At 41.0% G+C, this 19,216-nt stretch carries 16 protein-coding genes; 15 read left to right on the plus strand and 1 reads right to left on the minus strand.

What is annotated here, in order from left to right; all coding sequences use genetic code 11:
• The first annotated feature begins 6 nt into the window (after nucleotides 1-6).
• From FEE95_RS14190 to FEE95_RS14200, 3 genes are all read left to right on the plus strand, one after another.
• Entirely contained in the window at nucleotides 7-1,431 is a 1,425-nt protein-coding gene (locus tag FEE95_RS14190; protein WP_171037051.1) for a RagB/SusD family nutrient uptake outer membrane protein, read from the plus strand.
• Nucleotides 1,432-1,448: 17 nt separating this feature from the next.
• Nucleotides 1,449-2,828: a hypothetical protein gene (locus FEE95_RS14195; RefSeq protein WP_138658671.1), complete on the plus strand. Its 1,380-nt coding sequence runs from the start codon at nucleotides 1,449-1,451 to the stop codon at nucleotides 2,826-2,828.
• A 95-nt stretch (nucleotides 2,829-2,923) separates the two neighbouring features.
• Nucleotides 2,924-4,153, plus strand: a complete 1,230-nt coding sequence (locus FEE95_RS14200) for a TlpA disulfide reductase family protein (protein ID WP_138658672.1) — start codon at nucleotides 2,924-2,926, stop codon at nucleotides 4,151-4,153.
• Between the two features lie 187 nt (nucleotides 4,154-4,340).
• Here FEE95_RS14200 and FEE95_RS14205 read toward each other — a convergent pair whose 3' ends face one another.
• Nucleotides 4,341-4,916: a TetR family transcriptional regulator gene (locus tag FEE95_RS14205; RefSeq protein ID WP_138658673.1), complete on the minus strand. Its 576-nt coding sequence runs from the start codon at nucleotides 4,914-4,916 to the stop codon at nucleotides 4,341-4,343.
• Nucleotides 4,917-5,057: 141 nt separating this feature from the next.
• Between FEE95_RS14205 and FEE95_RS14210 the strand changes: the two genes are divergently transcribed.
• The 12 genes from FEE95_RS14210 (at nucleotide 5,058) to FEE95_RS14270 (ending at nucleotide 19,087) form a co-directional block, all read left to right on the plus strand.
• The gene (locus FEE95_RS14210) at nucleotides 5,058-6,224 is read left to right on the plus strand and encodes a homogentisate 1,2-dioxygenase (protein WP_138658674.1); all 1,167 of its coding nucleotides are present in this window, start codon (nucleotides 5,058-5,060) and stop codon (nucleotides 6,222-6,224) included.
• 12 nt (nucleotides 6,225-6,236) lie between these two features.
• Nucleotides 6,237-7,487 (plus strand): fumarylacetoacetase, encoded by a 1,251-nt coding sequence (gene fahA, locus FEE95_RS14215; protein ID WP_138658675.1) that lies wholly within the window; start codon nucleotides 6,237-6,239, stop codon nucleotides 7,485-7,487.
• Nucleotides 7,488-7,489: 2 nt separating this feature from the next.
• Complete coding sequence (locus FEE95_RS14220; protein WP_138658676.1) at nucleotides 7,490-8,386, plus strand: flavin reductase family protein; 897 nt, start codon at nucleotides 7,490-7,492, stop codon at nucleotides 8,384-8,386.
• A gap of 7 nt (nucleotides 8,387-8,393) precedes the next feature.
• The gene (locus FEE95_RS14225; RefSeq protein WP_138658677.1) at nucleotides 8,394-9,110 is read left to right on the plus strand and encodes a CoA transferase subunit A; all 717 of its coding nucleotides are present in this window, start codon (nucleotides 8,394-8,396) and stop codon (nucleotides 9,108-9,110) included.
• Nucleotides 9,097-9,753 (plus strand): CoA transferase subunit B, encoded by a 657-nt coding sequence (locus tag FEE95_RS14230; protein ID WP_138658678.1) that lies wholly within the window; start codon nucleotides 9,097-9,099, stop codon nucleotides 9,751-9,753. The genes FEE95_RS14225 and FEE95_RS14230 overlap by 14 nt, the downstream gene beginning before the upstream one ends.
• A gap of 21 nt (nucleotides 9,754-9,774) precedes the next feature.
• Nucleotides 9,775-10,725 (plus strand): MBL fold metallo-hydrolase, encoded by a 951-nt coding sequence (locus FEE95_RS14235; protein ID WP_138658679.1) that lies wholly within the window; start codon nucleotides 9,775-9,777, stop codon nucleotides 10,723-10,725.
• Between the two features lie 30 nt (nucleotides 10,726-10,755).
• Nucleotides 10,756-12,633, plus strand: a complete 1,878-nt coding sequence (locus FEE95_RS14240; RefSeq protein ID WP_212748444.1) for an FAD-dependent monooxygenase — start codon at nucleotides 10,756-10,758, stop codon at nucleotides 12,631-12,633.
• A 9-nt stretch (nucleotides 12,634-12,642) separates the two neighbouring features.
• Nucleotides 12,643-13,230, plus strand: coding sequence for a carboxymuconolactone decarboxylase family protein (locus FEE95_RS14250; RefSeq protein WP_138658680.1), 588 nt, complete (start codon nucleotides 12,643-12,645; stop codon nucleotides 13,228-13,230).
• Between the two features lie 64 nt (nucleotides 13,231-13,294).
• Nucleotides 13,295-14,272: an AraC-like ligand-binding domain-containing protein gene (locus tag FEE95_RS14255; protein WP_138658681.1), complete on the plus strand. Its 978-nt coding sequence runs from the start codon at nucleotides 13,295-13,297 to the stop codon at nucleotides 14,270-14,272.
• A gap of 166 nt (nucleotides 14,273-14,438) precedes the next feature.
• Nucleotides 14,439-15,431, plus strand: a complete 993-nt coding sequence (locus FEE95_RS14260; RefSeq protein ID WP_212748445.1) for a carbon-nitrogen hydrolase family protein — start codon at nucleotides 14,439-14,441, stop codon at nucleotides 15,429-15,431.
• 2 nt (nucleotides 15,432-15,433) lie between these two features.
• On the plus strand, nucleotides 15,434-16,450 hold the full coding sequence (locus tag FEE95_RS14265) for a phenylacetaldoxime dehydratase family protein (RefSeq protein ID WP_138658683.1): 1,017 nt from the start codon (nucleotides 15,434-15,436) through the stop codon (nucleotides 16,448-16,450).
• A 27-nt stretch (nucleotides 16,451-16,477) separates the two neighbouring features.
• Entirely contained in the window at nucleotides 16,478-19,087 is a 2,610-nt protein-coding gene (locus tag FEE95_RS14270; protein ID WP_138658684.1) for a TonB-dependent receptor, read from the plus strand.
• Nucleotides 19,088-19,216 lie beyond the last annotated feature (129 nt).

The following is a 19,216-nucleotide window of genomic DNA, read 5'->3' on the forward strand; positions in this document are numbered from 1 at the left end:
AAAAGTATGACAAAATATTTCGGTGCTATACTCGGAGTCATCCTTATGCTGTGCTACGGGTGTACCCGTGAGAATTATCTTGATTTTCAACCTAGGGGAATCGTAATACCCAGTAAGATAGAAGACTTTAGGTCGTTGCTGGATCAAGTGGACGTAAACTTGAATTCTCGTGATTTTTCTTTGTCCACGGGATTTGGAAGGCATCATGGTCAAACCGTGTACATGTCAGATAATCAATTTATCGATGATGATATTTTTGTCGCTTTCGGTACCGACGCTTTCATTACCCGAATCTATCTTTTTGAAGAAACAGTCTTCAATTCACAGGAAGACGATGCCGATTGGAGCCTTTATTATAGTCAAATCTATGCTGCCAACGTTGTTCTAGAAGGTCTCGAGTCAGTGGTAGACGGTACAGCGGAAGAAATAGCCGAACTTCGAGCAGAGGCACGATTGCATAGGGCATTTGCCTATTTCAATCTGGTCAATATTTATGGCCTGCATTACAATCCGGCCACTGCCGACCAAGATTTGGGAGTACCGATAAGACAGGGTACCCTATTGGAAGGTGTTGACCTGACCAGGGCATCGGTTCAAGAAGTCTATGATTATCTACTGAATGATATCTTGGAGAGTATTGACGATTTGCGCGATGTGCAAGAGGCGAATTTGACCTTTAGGCCATCCAAAGCGGGAGCTTATGGGCTGCTGGCCAAAGTATATTTGTTTCAAGGGCAGTACGAAGGGGCGCTTGAAGCTTGTAATCAGGGCCTTGCCCTGAAAAATAATATTAGGGACTCGAATGATGACCGAGAAAGCAGTTTCGTGCCAGGATTGATATCCTTCCCTAATATTCCAGATGATGAACAGCTTGTTTGGTTCAAACAGGTCAGGTTCCAAGATATTTTCCCAACCGACGAGCTTCTTGACCTCTACGAACCCAATGATCTGCGATTAAAATGGTTTACCCAAGCTACTGAGTTCTTTGGCTCTTTGGATTCCGACCAGTTGTATTATGGAGCTGCGGATGACACTGGCAATTATTATATGGGTATCAACACTACCGATCTATATCTCATAAGAGCCGAATGCCATGCCCGCCTGGGTAATACTACGCTATCCAATACCGATTTGAATACGTTGCGCATCAATAGATTCCCAACAGGAGCATATAACCCTATTAGCATTTCGAATGATGATGATTTGCTGCAATTTGTCAAAGATGAACGCAGAAGGGAAATGGTAGGGAGTGTTGAGCGCACTTTTGACATCAAGAGGTACAACCTTTTTGACGACGACAATATCGATGTCACCCATACGCTGAACGGGCGAACCGAAACCCTTAGGGCCAACAGTCTGAATTGGGCATTTCCTATCGCTACAAGATATATACAACAGAATCCGGAACTAGAACAAAACCCAAGAGATTAATTTTAAATAACGCAAATATGAAAAGAGTAATTATCTGCCTTATGGCATTCACAGTTTTATTGTCAACATCTTGCAACAAAGATGATGATGAACCGAAAAAAGAAATAATCGTTAGTGCGGAAGACCTGCAGGCAACTATCAAAAGTGACCTGGCCCAAGGTGAAACCGTTGGCACTGTTGTTGGCTCAAGTAATGACGGTTCCGTAAATTTCAACATTCAATCCCAAACACCTCAGGGGGTTTTGGCCATCGGGACAACCGATGGGGTCCTTACTGTGGCAGATGCCAACCTTTTGAGCACTTTGGGAGACACTGATATTGTTTTAGTGGTAAACGTGACCAAAGGAGAGGTTTCCAAAACAGCCAATGTTACGATTACAGTAGAAGAAGCGGCTGTGTGTACCACAGCCAATGCAGCCGCTTTTAGCGGCGATATTTTTACCGATGCCTCTAGTGAAGATGCAAGAACAATAAGCGCCATGGGAGATGATTGTGGTCTTCTTTCCGTTACTGGTGTTGATCCTTTTTATTTTCTTACAGGTGACCCTACGGATCCTAATACGATACTTTGTGATACTCAAATAAGTATTACAGCGCAATTGACTCCAGATGCCAGTAATGATGCTGGAACCGTAACGATCACTGAACAAGATTATGGTTGTGCAGCTGATATTATGGCCAAAATAAACGGTACAGGAACGTATGATGTAACCAGTGGCATTATAAATTTGACCCTGACCTTTACCGATGACCTAGGTACCTTTGAATCTGATGTAATCATCAACCTTGAAAACCCAGACACAAATGACTCTATGGATACCGATGGCGATGGTGTCTTAGACCCTGATGATGAAGATGCCAACGACCCTTGCTTGCCGGTACAGTCACAAGGGTACGTAGGCTATGATGAAACTAATACTACTTGGGCCACTGCAGACTGTGACGGTGACGGTACTAGCAATCAGGATGAGGTGGCGAATTTTACAGATCCTTATGTAGATGATTCCGTCAGCTGTACTTCTACTGTTGACACTTCGGTTTGGGCTGGCAACCTTGAATCAGAAGAAGACCTGGGAGGTTTTATAAACGAAGGCTCCGGTACAGGTATCACAGGATGTGGCACACTGACATTTGCAGGTGACATACTAGGTATTTTCTGTGATGATAGTCCTTCGGTTACCTTTGCTTTTACGCCTGAATCAGACGGTGCGACCAATGGCACCGTAGAAGTTGTGTCACAGTCGTTCGCATGTTTTGATGGAATTGATGCAGATACGATTGAAGGAACGGGTACTTATGATGAAACTACAGGTGTTATTGTTTTTGACTACAGCTTCTATGACTCTGACTTTGATGAGACCATAACAGGAACGGTGACAATCACCAAAGCTGATTAATAAAACAACAGAAAGAGAAAGGCTTTTGGTTACACAATACCAAAAGCCTTTTTTCAACATAGTTTGCCCTTTAAAATACTAAAACGAAGAGGAAAATGAAAAAAGCAATATCCTATTTTATTGGCATGCTACTTTTGTCAAGTTGTGCCGATGATTCCAAAAAGAAAGGGAACACGAGCACGGCCCTGAAAGAAAATGCATTTACTTTAATTGGCAAAGTTTCGGGGATGGAGGATGGAAACCTTTATTTAAAGAATACGGAGAAAGATAGTACGGCCATTATTAAGGTAAAAGATGGAAATTTCGAGTTTACGGGAAAAATCGATGATCTCGTGGAGAAGCGATTTCTGTATATCGACAATCCAAACGGAAATAGCAATCCATTGGAAACTTTGTATTTAGAGAGGGGTGAACAAATTTTATCGGTCGATGTTGAAAATGTGACATCATTAGAGCTTCAAGGTTCAAAAACCCAGCAGGATTACTACGACTTCCATAAAGGCAAGGATAGCCTTAAAGCACCTTACTTAAATATTTTCAGACAAGCCGATAGCCTATATGATCGTATTGATAGTCTTATGGTCCTGAAGAATAGAGATGCAGACCAAATAGCCACCCTTAACTCACAATTGGATGAAGTAGACTCAAAGTTGGATGATTATTATGACTCTTTGGATAACTACGAGCTGATATGGGTCAAAAATAATACATCCTCATACTTTGGTCTAGAAAAACTAGATGATGAATTAGCCCTCTCACCGGATTATAATCAAATTTTTGGCAAATTTGAAATGTTCTCTGAACAACTCAAGAACACGAAACTTGGTAAGAGTATCAAAGAACGTTTAGAGCGGTTCAAAAGTAGCTCTATAGGAACTTTAGCACCAGACTTCAGCACGGAAGATATATATGGCGATAAAATGACGTTATCTGATTTTAAGGGTAAATACGTATTGCTCGATTTTTGGGCAACATGGTGCAAACCTTGTAGGGAAGGAAATCCTCATCTTATTAAGTTATATAAGAAATACCAATCAAAAGGTTTTGAGATAATCGGTATTGCCGATGATGAGAAAAGACAGAAGTTATGGCGTGAAGCTATTGAAAAAGATGGAATTGGAATGTGGAAACATGTTTTGAGAGGTAACGGTAAGAATGATACCGTTGACCAAACTGATTTAGCCGAGCTTTATGCTGTTGGTGCTTTACCCACCAAGGTATTGGTAGACCGAAATGGTATAATTATTCATCGATCTTTGGGTTCGGGAGCGGATGAGGAAGCTGAAATGGACGCTTTATTTTCAGAGATTTTTAATGGGAATTGAGAACACTTTCTATCTTTTGGTTCAAAAATAAGCTTCACCATCTTGTGAGGTGGGATATTTAAATTCTGTAGGAGGCCGATTCTTTACATCCCAGTATACTATAAGGCTTGTAAAGTATAGCTAATGACCACTTTAAATAGTCGATTAAGGAAAGTAACTAAGAATTGGAAATTCATTAGAAAACTTATCACTCAAGAAATCCTTTAAACAAAAAGCTTACGATTTGTCTTTCCAATTCTATAGGGTTTATATTAGGATTATTAGTGGCATACGAATCATAAAACCATCTTAAAGATGATAAAATAACGGACTTCGCTATGGTAATATCAAAGGCTTTGAACACTCCCATTTCAATTCCTTCTAAAAGCAGACTACCCAATTTTTCCTCGTAACTATCACGAAGTTTTATATACTCTGTATACTTTGGTTCTTTTAGATTACGCCATTCATTAACCATCAAAGCAACTTCAAAAGGTTTGGTCGAGGCTATTGTAATATGCGAGGAAATAATTTGTTTTAACTTTTCGTCAGGCGAATAACTTGATGATAAAACATTATCCATAGCGGAATGGAATTCTGCCGAAGTACCAAATAAAAAACCTTCAAGTATCTCATGTTTTGACTTTATATAGTTATAGCTATTAGACACATCGAAATTCATTCGTTCAGCAATATCCCTCATAGTAGTTGCTTTAAAACCCTTTTCGTGAATCAGTTTTAATGATTCTTGCAAAAAATCTTCCTTCTTATTGCTAACCTTCATACTATATGGCTTTATGGGGTTTTCCCTGTTGTGCAACTTTTTTTGAGCATTACAAATAAACAGAAAAATTATGGTTTAATAAAATTTTGTTGTTTTTATATCAACAATTGTTTATGTTTGAATCAACAAAATGTTAGTATTATGCCTTTTTATCACAAACTTGGAAATATTCCGCACAAGAGACATACTATATTCAGAAAGCCAAATGGCGATTTATACTATGAGCAATTGTTCGGAACCATAGGCTTTGATGGCATGTCATCAAATCTATACCACGAACACAGGCCCACTCAGGTCAGGGAAATTCGAAAACAATATAGTGTCGCTCCTAAAATCACAAAGAAAAATAATATTACTTCCTATAAACTAAGAGGCTTTCAGATTGCTCCTCAAAAAGATTATTTGGAAAGCAGAAAGGTGGTCTTGACCAATAGTGATTGTAATATCATTTTAGCTGCTCCCCAAACTTCACAGAAAGAATATTTCTACAAAAATACCGATGCCGACGAGGTCATATTCATCCATAAAGGAAGCGGATTACTGAGAACCCATTTGGGCAATCTTAAATTCAGTTATGGTGATTATCTAGTTATTCCACGTGGTATGATTTACAAGATTGAATTTGATACAGAAGACAATCGACTATTCATAGTAGAGTCTTACCACCCGATATACACGCCAAAAAGATACCGCAACTGGTTTGGTCAATTATTGGAGCATTCCCCATTTTGTGAGCGTGATATAAGAAGGCCCGAGGAATTGGAGACGCATGATGAGAAAGGAGAATTTCTGATTAAGATAAAAAAGCAAGAAGACATCTTTGATGTGGTGTATGCTACCCATCCTTTTGACGTGGTGGGTTACGATGGTTTTAATTATCCCTATGCATTTTCAATCCACGATTTTGAACCCATAACAGGGCGTATTCATCAACCACCTCCTGTACATCAGACTTTTGAAACGAGTGCTTTTGTGATTTGCAGTTTCGTACCACGTATATATGACTACCATCCAGAAAGTATTCCCGCTCCTTATAATCACAGTAATATCGATAGCGATGAAGTATTGTATTATGTAGATGGGGATTTCATGAGTAGAAATGATGTTGAAGCCGGGCACATTTCATTGCATCCCGCCGGTATTCCGCATGGCCCACATCCGGGAGCGGTCGAACGAAGCATAGGAAAAACAAAAACAGAGGAGTTAGCCGTTATGGTCGACACCTTTAAACCTTTACAACTAACAGAAGAAGCACTAAACATTGGCGATGAATCATATCATCTATCATGGTTAGAAGAAAATCACTAATTCAATTCAATAATGACCAATTCAGATTGCTGGATACCGATTCCCGAAAACTCCGATTTTTCAATTCACAATATTCCCTTCGGAATTTTCAGTGATTCCAATAGTACAAAACGCATCGCGATTGCTATAGGAGACCATATTTTAGATTTGTCCATAGCGGCCAAAACCGGAATTTTCGATGAGCTCAATATAGATATTAGAATTTTCACCAACGAGTTTCTAAATCCGTTCATTGATTTAGGCAAATCCGTTACTAGCAAAGTTCGAAAAATCATTCAAAAGGAATTGACGAACGAATCTTCGGTTTTGAAGGGTGAAGCTGCTTTTCTAACGGCACATAAGTCTAGTATTATGATGCACATGCCCGTTTTTATCCGTGATTACACGGATTTTTATTCGAGCATAGAACACGCGACCAATGTTGGCAAAATGTTCAGAGATCCTGAAAATGCTTTGCTTCCGAACTGGAAACATATTCCTGTGGGGTATCATGGTAGAGCTTCCTCTATAGTACTTAGTGGTGTCGATGTTCGACGACCGATAGGGCAAACACTTCCGGCAGGCGAATCACAACCGGTTTATGGTCCTTCACAACGTGTGGACTTTGAGCTGGAAATGGCCTATATCATCGGAAAGAAAACAGAACTGGGTGAAACAGTACAAACGGTAGACGCTGAAAAATATATATTCGGAAAAGTACTTTTCAATGACTGGTCGGCCCGGGATATTCAAAAATGGGAGTATGTGCCTTTGGGGCCGTTTTTGGCAAAAAACTTTGCTTCTTCCATTTCTCCATGGGTTGTTACCATGGAAGCCTTACAACCTTTTCGTTATGAAAGTCCGAAGCAAGAACCACAGGTACTCCCCTATCTACGATTTTCAGGTGCACGCAATTTTGACATCGCTTTGGAAGTAGCATTACAACCAGATAACGGAGTAGAAACCGTTATCAGCCGCTCAAATTTTAAATACATGTACTGGAATATGGCACAACAAATTGCACATCACACTGTGAATGGCTGCAATCTCAATGTCGGTGATATGATGGGTTCAGGTACGATTAGCGGAAAATCCGAAGATTCGTATGGTTCCATGCTAGAACTTGCGTGGGCAGGTCAAAAACCCGTTAAGCTTGAAGGCGGAGAAGAACGGAAATTCATCAACGATCTAGATACCGTAATCATGCGAGGCTTCTGTGAGAAAGGAGATGTTCGAGTTGGTTTCGGTGAAGTACGGACAAAAATACTACCTGCAAAAAGATAAGTATGGATACCATTAAAAGTATAGACCCAAACACCCTAGCGGTGCCCAATTTGCACAAGTTGCTGCTTTCAGCGGTTGCCCCTCGGCCAATAGCCTTGGCAAGCACTATGGATGCCAGGGGTCGGGTGAATTTGAGTCCGTTTAGTTTTTTCAATGTCTTCAGTGCCAATCCACCGATTTTGATTTTTTCACCGGCGAGAAGGGGGCGAAACAATACCACCAAGCATACCTACGAGAATGCAAAATACAACCCTGAAGTGGTGGTCAATATCGTAAACCATGATATCGTAGAGCAAATGTCACTTTCGAGCACGGAATATGACGCGGGTGTCAATGAGTTTGTAAAAGCTGGTTTTACGCAAGTACCCAGCGAGGTTATCAAACCACCTCGGGTTGGTGAAGCACCGGTTTCCTTTGAATGTACTATTGATAATATTGTTGAATTAGGCAGTCAGGGCGGAGCAGGTAATTTGATAATATCGCGAATCGAACGCATTCATTTGCACACCAAATATTTGAAAGATAATGGGGAATTGGATACCCAAAAGCTCGACTTGGTGGCACGTATGGGTGAGAGTTGGTATTGCCGTGCAAGTGGCGATGCGCTTTTTGAAATTCCCAAACCGATTTTCAACAAAGGTATTGGTGTTGACCAACTTCCTGCCCATGTTTTATCAAGTACTGTTTTAAATGGAAATCATCTGGGACGATTGGGCAATATGGAACATCTTCCTTCCGAAGATGAAATCAGCAAACAGCAAAGTTCCCATGAAATTCAGGGAATACTGGCAATCGAAGACCCAAAACAACAGCAGGATGAACTGCACAAATATGTAGTGGCATCCATAGAAAATAATGATTTGGAAAACGCATTAAGCATCCTTTTTTGCTTGAATTGATAACAGTATGATACAAAAGAAAGTTTCAGACGCTAGGGAGGCCCTACAAGGGGTATCAAACGGAATGACCTTAATGCTTGGAGGTTTCGGACTATCGGGTATTCCCGAAAATGCAATTTCAGAACTGATGCACCAAGGTTTCAATAACCTGACCTGCATTTCGAATAACGCTGGCGTAGATGATTTCGGATTGGGATTGTTACTCCAGAAAAAACAAATCAAAAAAATGGTCTCCTCCTATGTGGGAGAAAACGATGAGTTTGAACGACAAATGCTCAGTGGCGAGTTAGATGTAGAACTGATTCCACAAGGTACCTTGGCAGAAAGATGCCGAGCAGCGCAAGCTGGTTTTCCGGCTATTTATACACCCGCCGGTTACGGTACGGAGGTAGCTGAAGGAAAGGAGACCCGTGAATTCAATGGTAAAATGTATGTGTTGGAACATGCCTTTAGAGCTGATTTCTCTTTTGTAAAAGCATGGAAAGGTGATGTTGCCGGAAACTTGATTTTCAAAGGTACCGCTAGAAACTTTAATCCGAATATGTGCGGTGCGGCAAAAATTACGGTTGCCGAAGTAGAGGAATTCGTACCCGCAGGAAGTTTAGACCCGAACCAAATTCATATTCCCGGAATATTCGTGCAACGCATTTTTCAGGGCGTAAACTACGAAAAGAGAATCGAGCAACGAACGGTAAGACAAAAAGCACAATATGGCATTGGATAAACAAGGTATTGCAAAACGCATCGCCAAAGAGGTAAAAGACGGCTACTATGTAAATCTTGGTATTGGTATACCTACCCTAGTGGCAAACTATGTGCGGGAAGATATTGATGTGGAATTTCAAAGTGAAAACGGCGTATTGGGCATGGGGCCTTTCCCTTTTGAAGGAGAGGAAGATGCGGATATCATCAACGCCGGAAAACAAACCATAACCACCCTGCCCGGGGCTTCTTTTTTTGACTCGGCCCTCAGCTTTTCAATGATACGCGGACAACATGTGCAGCTCACCATTCTTGGTGCGATGGAAGTTTCAGAAAATGGTGATATCGCCAACTGGAAAATACCCGGAAAAATGGTAAAAGGAATGGGCGGTGCCATGGATTTGGTGGCTAGTGCGGACAATATTATCGTTGCGATGATGCATACCAATCGTGCCGGTGCATCTAAATTATTAAAGCAATGTTCGCTGCCCTTGACCGGAGTTGCCTGCGTAAAAAAAATAGTGACCAATCTCGCTGTACTCGAGGTGACCAGCAAAGGTTTCAACCTTTTAGAAAGAGCCCCTGGGGTAAATGTAGAAGAAATCAAAGCTGCTACGGAAGGAAATTTAATTATCACAGGAGAAATTCCTGAAATGAACATTTAATACAACTAAAAGACAAATACAATGGCAAAAGAATTTGCATCAAAAGCAGACCTCGGAGAAAAAGAAATCTCTTTTGTGGAACTAGGAAAAGGATGCTACGGCTACACCGCAGAGGGCGACCCCAATAGCGGTGTAATCATAGGTGATGATTACGTAATGGTCATAGAAGCGCAGGCAACGCCCCGTATGGCAAAAGATGTTATTGCCAAAATAAGAAGCGTAACCGATAAGCCCATTAAATATTTGGTGCTTACACACTACCATGCGGTACGTGTACTTGGGGCAAGCGAATATGGTGTGGATGAAATCATCATGTCTCAAAAGACCAATGAAATGGTTGAAGAACGTGGCGCACAAGATTGGAAAAGCGAATTCGAGCGTTTTCCAAGATTGTTCAGAGGGCATGAAAGTATTCCTGGTCTTACGCACCCTACTATGATTTTTGAGGATAAACTTACCATAGAACTCGGAAACAAAAAGGTTGAAATCATGCATGTGGGCGAGGGTCATACCAAAGGGGATTCTATCGTTTGGGTGCCGGATGAAAAAGTGATGTTTGCCGGTGACTTGGTAGAATATGGTGCAACTCCCTATTGTGGTGACGCGCAGTTAAAAAACTGGCCTGCCACACTTCAAAAATTGAGCGATTTTAAACCAAAAGCTTTGGTTCCCGGTCGTGGGGAAGCTTTAAAAAATGAAGTAGAATGCCAAGAGGCGATTTTGATGACTTCTGAATATGTAACCATGCTATATCAGGAAGCTTTGCTTAGCGTCACAAGGGGCGAAACATTGAAGCAGTGCTATGATGCCTTGATGAAAAATATGTCACCGCGTTTTGGGGAGTGGGTAATTTTCGAACATTGTATGCCTTTTAATGTAACTCGGGCTTACGATGAAGCGAGCGGAATTGACCATCCAAGAATTTGGACAGATGAGCGCGATGTGGCCATGTGGAACGAACTGAATTCTTAAGAAGTAAATTAATAATAAAACCGTAGCACTATGAAATGGGTTTTGCCAAAAACATATGAGAATCCTACCTATCCTTTAAAAAAAGTTGCGGATATGGAGTCTGATACCGTTACTAATTATCAGGTCGCAATTATCGGTGCCGGACCTGCTGGTCTTACTGCCGCTCTTGATTTGGCAAATCGCGGCATCTCTAGTGTAGTTTTTAGCAAAGAAAATACGGTAAGTATTGGTAGTAGGGCGCTATGTTTTTCAAAAAAATCTTTAGAGGTTATCAATCGAATTGCACCAAAAGCTGTTGAAAAAATGTTGGCTAAAGGGGTAACCTGGAATCTAGGAAAGGTTTTTTATCAAGAAGATGAAGTATACAAGTTCAACCTGTTGCCTGAAGACGGTCATAAGATTCCCGCCTTCATCAACCTTCAGCAGTATTATTTTGAGGAGTATCTCGTAGATGAAATCGCCAACCAACCGCTAATCGATTTAAGATGGCAAAGTGCAGCACATTTTGTAAGTCAAGATGAAGATAAGGTTACGTTAGAAATAGAAACCGAACTTGGAAATTATAACATCGAGGCAGAATACCTTTTGGCCTGTGGAGGCGTGCGCAGTAAAACAAGGGAAACGATGAATATTCCTTTTGAGGGGGAACTCTTCGAGGAGAATTTTCTCATTGCCGATGTGACCATGGAAAATGATTTTCCTACAGAACGTTGGTTCTGGTTCGACCCGCCATTCAACAAAGGGTATTCCGCCCTTTTGCATAAAGAGCCCGATGGGGTGTATCGTATTGATTTGCAATTAGGCATAGATGGTGTTGATAAAGATAAAGAGTTAGACCCTGAACGGATTAAAGGCAGGCTACGAAGAATGCTGGGCGACGATTGCAAATTTGAACTGGAGTGGACGAGTATCTATAATTTCAGATGTATGCGCATCAAAAACATGGTTCACGATAGGGTGATTTTTGCAGGAGATAGCGCCCATCAAGTTTCTCCTTTCGGAGCTCGTGGCGCAAACGGAAGCATTCAAGACATCGACAATCTTGCTTGGAAATTGGCCTATGTACTACAGGGCAAAGCACCAAAAAGTCTGCTGGATAGTTATCAGGAAGAAAGGAGTCCGGCTGCCGATGAGAATATCTACCATTCTTCTAATGCGACCGATTTTATTTCCCCAAAATCGGAAATCAGCACACTGTTTAGAAATCAATTATTGAGCCTTGCAAAAGACCATGTTTTCGCTCAAAAAATGGTGAACAGTGGTCGCTTATCACATGCATTCAAATATTTAAATTCCACCCTAACGTCAAGCGAAAAAGAGGAATGGAACTGTAAGCTGCAAAACGGATATCCTTTGAACGATGTGGCACTGAAACATAATGGGGAAACTTCGTATTTGTTAGATGCTTTGAGCGATGATTTCAATCTAGTGCTTTATGGTGATGTTCTTGTTGATGTCTCGAAAATCACGGCTCATTTTCCTGTGAATGTAATTTCTATTTCGGAAGGGAATACCAACAAAGGTTTGGTAGATAGTAATGGTTATTTCAAAAAACGGTATGATGCTACCCCAGGTAGTTGGTACCTCATCCGCCCTGACCACTATATTGCAAACCGAGGTAGAACGCTAGACTATGAAGCCATAAATATGGGTATTTGTAAAGCTACACAGGCCACCTCGGCCATAGAAAAAAGCAATATCACGGATGCCAATCCCGCATATGCCAAAGACGATATGTACAAAGCGTTGATCGAGGCACATGAAGGTTTATCCAAAGAAGAAAGTGACGCACTGAATGCAAATCTAGTTTTGTTGTTAATGGATACGGTCCAGGGCAAAGAAAAATGGAATACGATTTTGAACACTGCAAATAATACTACACTCTCAAATAAAGAAATAACTGTTTAATTAGCAATCATGGCACATCTAAAACCGCTTCCTAAAAATCTTCATTCAGATTTAGAGCCCCAATTTGACCACTATCAAAAAACAAGAGGATTTATTCCCAACAGTATTCTAACAATGCAAAGAAGGCCAAAAATATCAAAGGCTTTTATGGACTTGAATCAAGCCATTTTGTATGAAGGAACCGTATCCGAAGAACTGAAAATGTTGGTAAGCCTTATCGCAAGTCAAGCGGCAGGGTGCAGATATTGCCAAGCACACATGGCCAACTTGTCAAAAATATACCATGCGTCAAAAGAGAAAATAGAAGCTGTTTGGGAGTATAAGACTTCTCCCCTATTTACAGATGCCGAAAGAGCTGTCCTACAACTGGCATATCATGGTGCCATAATTCCGAATGCAGCCTCTTCAAAAGATTTCGGTGAAGTGAAAAAATACTTTAACGAAGATGAAATCGTAGAAATCGTGGCATCGATTGCTTTGTTTGGATATCTAAACCGATGGAATGATACCATGGCGACCGATTTGGAAGAATATCCGAAAGAAGTGGCACAGGAATTAATAGCATCTAAAGGCTGGAATGCAGGCAAACACGAATAATTCAAAAAATAAAATGAGAACAGATAATAAAAAAATAAATTAAGTATCTTTAAAACAGGAACTTATGGTACATACAACCGATTTCGAAATTAGTACTGCAAAAGTAAATCCGAAAGAATCGCTTTCTTTTTGGAATGATTATGTGTGCGATACCTTAATCGGTTTGGACATTTCGCATAGCAGCCCAAAAACCAATTTTTATGGTTCGCTAATAGGCCATCAATTAGATGAAATGCATGTTTGTAGAATTAATTCACAATCAAGTGGGGTGCATCGTACCAAAGGCCAAATAGCAAAATCGACTGAAGGTTATTTCATGATTAATTTCCAAGTCTCGGGAGAATGCTTTTTATCGCAAGACGGTCGTCATGTACATTTAAAACCGAACGACTGGGCCTTTACGGATAGTACCCGCCCATACCAGTTGAATTTTCTAAATGATTTCGAACAACTCGTTCTTAAAATTCCAAGAAAACTGATTACCTATGGTACATCATATGTTACTTCAAATACCGCCAAACTATTGGATGATGAAGGTCTCGGTAAAATTTTGAAAAATTTTGTTTACTCGCTAAGTGCAGAATTAAAAATCGTAGACCAATACACCAGAAAATATTTAGCCGCTAGCCTATTACAATTGCTCAACGATTATTTAAACTTAAAGTTTATCACAGAAAAGAGTAGTACTCCGTCAAAAGAGACCATGCTTTTTCAAATAAAATGTTTTGTTGAGGAGCATATTTCAAGTTCTCAGTTGACTATTCAACAAATTGCCGACACCTTCAAATGTTCAAAAAGACAATTGCATAATATTTTTTCAAAGGAAGATTGCACCATAAATTCCTATATCAAAGAATCACGTTTACAAAAGTGTAGGGCCGATATCGAAAACCGAAATCTCTTCCAATTGACCATCGCAGAAATCGGATATAGAAACGGTTTTAACGATGTAAGCAATTTTGCAAAATCCTTCAAACACAAATTCGGTATTCCACCCGGTGAATACAGAACCTTCCACATGAAATCCGTGCAACTCATTTAAATTCGGTTTTTGGTCTTCGTCGGGTGTTAAAATTCGACTAAAAAAGAGCGTTTCCCTATTGACCAATACTTTGTGCACTATTCGCCAATCCGTTTCAATTAGATTGTAGTTACTTGATATCCATAACGTTAAAACCTTTATGGATATGAAAAATACGCAATATAAAGTGGCAGCGGTACAAGCCGCCCCCATTTTTTTAGACCTTCAAGCATCCCTTAAAAAAGCAATTGGTTTAATAGAGGAAGCAGCCAAAAATGGTGCAAAAGTCGTCTCCTTTGGCGAAACTTGGCTTTCCGGTTATCCTTGGTGGATATGGCTCGATGCTCCTGCAATGGGCATGCAATTTGTACAGCCCTATTTTGAAAGTGCCATGGAAGTGGGTGGACCTGAGCATCAGCAACTTTGCGATGCGGCCAAGCGAAACAACATCTTTGTTTGTATGGGCTTTTCTGAACGTGCGGGAGGTTCTTTATATATCGCCCAGTTGATGATCGATGATCAAGGAGAGACTATTGCAGCACGAAGAAAATTAAAGCCGACCCATGTAGAACGTACTGTATTCGGTAATGGTGATGGTAGTGATCTCAAAGTGCATGATACCTCTATAGGCAGACTTGGGGCCTTGGCCTGCTGGGAGCATATACAGCCTTTGAGTAAATATGCCATGTATTCGCAGGACGAGCAATTACATTTTGCCGCATGGCCGGGCTTTTCTTTATATGAAGGAAAAGCACATGCCCTTGGGTGGGAAGTAAATACTGCTGCCAGCTTAATATATGCCGTTGAAGGGTCTTGTTATGTGATAGCCCCGTCTTGTATGGTATCGCAACAAATGCACGATGTGCTCTGTGATACGGACTTAAAGAAAGACTTTTTACCGCTAGGCGGAGGGTACGCCAGAATTTACGGCCCTGATGGTTCTGAACTTGCCGAGCCACTACCGCACGATCAAGAAGGTATTATTTATGCGGATATCGACCTGGGTGCTATTGCTGTGGCAAAGGCTGCGGCCGATCCTGCCGGACACTACTCCAGACCGGATGTAACACAACTACTCTTCAATCCAAAACCGCAGCGCCCAGTGGTAATGCGCGACGAATACAATGCTGGCAAAGAACCTGTTGCAGAGCAAGCACCTGCCGAAGAAACAGCCGATTAATTATGGAAAAATATAAAAAGAATATGCCCCCCGATTGGGAACCACCGGTTCCCGCTTGGAGTGCTCAAATAGAAAAAGACTGTACCGAAGTAGTCATTGAATACATCGGTGTTCAGACCCTTACGGATAATAGTCAAAAACCAACTGCTTTTCACAACTGGTATGCCGGTATGATGAAAACAGAACACGCGCCGATTCACACTGAAAGAGGCCGAATGCTGGATAGCGAAAACTACGTCAACGACTTCTATATTTCCTATTGGAATTCGAAAGAGGATTATGAAAACTACCGTTCCTCGAGCGAATTTATGGACTGGTGGGGTACTGAAGAGCGCACGCGAGAAACATCGGGCTATTGGCTAGAACCCATGATAGTTCCGACGGAACGTTTTGAGACTCTTTTTTCCAGTGAAGACAAAGCAGGTGCAGCCACTATTTTCAATGATTTCAAAGGGCCTATCAAAGAACATAATTATTTTGGGGGAATGCGGGATAGGTTGGAAATCTCGGAGGTAAACCTTTTGGAAGGTAATGGCAGCGAACTAACAAAACGGTCCAAGATTGAATCTTTAGGAAAAAGGGTTCACTTAAAAACCCCTGAGAATCTCGCTATTATCCGTTCCGCACAAAATTTAGGGCATTGTAAACAAGAGGAACTGGACTACTACTATAAAGATGTTCATCCGCATCTCTTGAAAGGAATGGATTTCATAGCAACCAATCCCAAAGAAACAGGTTGTGCCTGTTCTCGGTTTTCAGATGAATTGACACTAGATGGAAATTCCACACAGAAAACATTCGGATTCGCATATTTCCTGACCCTTGAGCATTTAGAAAAATGGTCTAAGACCCATCCAACGCATTTGGCCATTTTTCACAGTTTTTTAGAGATGGTTCAATCACTTGAAGGACAGGTAGCTATTAAACTATGGCACGAAGTATCCGTGCTCCCCAAAGGGCAAACCTTTGAATATATCAACTGTCATCCAAAAACAGGATTACTACCCTGGTTCAATTAAAATAACAACTCAACTTAAAACTAAAAAATGAAAAATTCAATTCAAAAACAAGATTACTTTAAGGTATTGCTGCTCTCAGCAGTTCTGCTACTTACAAGCTTTTCCGTGTTTGCACAAGAAGGCATTGTTAGCGGTACAGTAAACGATGCGAGCGGAGCAACCCTACCGGGCGTTAATGTCGTAGTGAAAAATACGTCAACAGGAGCCATTACCGACTTTGATGGAAACTATAGTATTACCATTCCAGAAGGCGGAGAAACTTTGGTTTTCTCCTATGTGGGTTATAAAACACAGGAAATTGCCATTAACGGACAAAGTACCATAAATGCAGTTTTGGCAGAAGGAAGCTTTGGATTGGAAGAAGTGGTCGTAACCTCAAGAAAACAATCAGAGAATGTTCAGGAAGTTCCGATTTCGGTATCCGCTTTTTCAGCGAAAACCTTGGAGGCTAGGGGTATTGAAAATGTTTCGGGCATTGCAGATTTTATTCCCAATGTAGAAATTGATGTTACCGCTCCTTTTAGTGGTAGCCAATCAGTATTATCGCCATATATTAGAGGAATTGGACAAATTGACTTTGCGATAACCTACGAACCAGCAGTTGGGCTCTATGTTGACGGAGTTTATTTTGGTCGTACGGTAGGATCAATAATCGATTTATTAGATGTAGAAAGAGTTGAGGCATTAAAAGGACCACAGGGAACCTTGTTCGGAAGAAACACTATAGCTGGTGCTTTAAATATCACAACAAAAGACCCATCGCGAACTTTCTCAGCAACAGGCCAACTAACGACTGGTAACTTCAATAGATTAGACACAAAAGTGTCCGTTGACATACCCTTGGTAGAAGATAAATTACTCTCAAGTTTTTCAGTTTCTTCAATCAATAGAGACGGTCATATGAAGCGAGTACCTTATACAGGTCCTGCCAATGCAGATTTAGCGAGCCCAAGAGGCGGTGTGTTTTCAGATGTAAACCTCGACGGGGAACAAGGCAATCAAAATAACGATACATGGCGTGCTAAATTAAAATGGTTGGCCTCAGAAAAATTCCAGGCCACTTTTAGCGGGGATTATGAACGCGTTCGTGAAAACCAGAATGCCTCTAAGATTTTGGCCATGTTCAATGATGTGGGTGGTGCACCGACTATAGTAGGTGCCTATAACGCCTGTGCGGCCGGCCTTTTACCTCCGGAATTATGTGATAATATCGCCAATGCACCTGGGTTGACCCTTACTGGTAGCACACCATATGACGAACGCTTTATAACTGACGACCCCTTTACCAACTATGGTACGGCTGATGCCGGAACTAAAATTGATACTTGGGGTGCTTCTATGACGTTGGATTGGGAATTAAGTGATAAGTTAGCCTTTAAATCGATTTCAGGCTATCGCAACCTACAATCTAGATTCGCAGAAGACCAAGACTTTTCACCCTTGGATTTTGGTACAGCAGGTTTCATTATGCCTCAAAAACAGTTTACCCAAGAATTTCAACTGGTTGGTAATAGCGATAAATTAAAGTGGATTGGTGGCCTGTATTACTTTACCGAAAAGGGCTCTGTAACCGACCAAGTTATTCTTGGTAATGGTCTTGTGCAGATATACGGACAAAATTTTGTCAAAAACAAAAGTTATGCTGCCTTTGCGCAAGCTACCTATAACCTTTCCGAAAAATGGAGTGTAACTGCTGGAGCACGACTTACGAATGAACGTAAAGAACTCGATGGCAGACAACGTGATTTAAATAGCTTTGCCCTAAAGACGGGGGTTGTAAGTCCAGCTGATTTTCCCACAACGGATCTTACGCTTTACTATCCACCTGGCGTCAATGAACAGACATTTAGTGAACCTACTTTTAGATTAGGAACGGAATATAAATTCTCTGAAAATGTATTCGCCTATGGTTTCTTTGCCCAAGGTTTTAAATCTGGGGGTTGGACAACTAGGGTAACTAGCCCAGTTTTAGAAGCGCCCACCTTCGAACCCGAAAAAGCAAATACGTATGAGCTAGGTCTTAAAACCGATTTGGCGGATAATACATTCCGTTTTAACATTGCAGCTTTTTACACCGATTACCAAAATCTGCAAATTACCGTACAACGTGGCATTACCCCTTTTGTGGAAAATGCAGCACAAGCCACCATTAAAGGTTTGGAAGTAGATGCGCAGTGGAGAGCTTCAGAAAATCTAACCTTTTCAGGAAATCTAGGTTTTATTGATGCCTCGTACAACGAAATCACGGATCCCAATGCTGTAATACAAGAAGATTTCAGTTTTGTAAATACACCAGACTTCTCTAGTTCACTCGCCATGGACTGGATAATTCCGTTTGGTGAGAACAAGGGTAGGCTCATATTCCACACAGATTTATCCAGTAAAAGTGAGATATACAACGATGTAGAGAACACCCCTTTGTTATTACAAGACGGAATTACTTTGCTGAACGCCTCTTTATCTTTAGAAAGTGCAAGTCGCGCATGGAAAATAAGTATGGGAGGCACCAATATTACCGACCAGACCTATTTGGTTGGTGGTTATAATAACCCAGGAGTGGGAATCATTTATGGCACCTATGCAAGACCTGCAGAGTTCAATTTGGGAATCACGTATAAATTATTTAGCAACAATTAAAAAGAAGTTTGAGTTAGTTTAAGTTTATTTTTATAAGCCTTCCTTGTGAAACATAGGGAAGGCTTATCCTTTTATGGAAAATAAGGGGATTTCAATATTTGCAAACTACTTCCGGGCTAGCCCACAACG

Origin of the sequence: Maribacter algarum (ex Zhang et al. 2020) (assembly GCF_005885635.1) — a bacterium.
Classification (GTDB): domain Bacteria; phylum Bacteroidota; class Bacteroidia; order Flavobacteriales; family Flavobacteriaceae; genus Maribacter_C; species Maribacter_C algarum.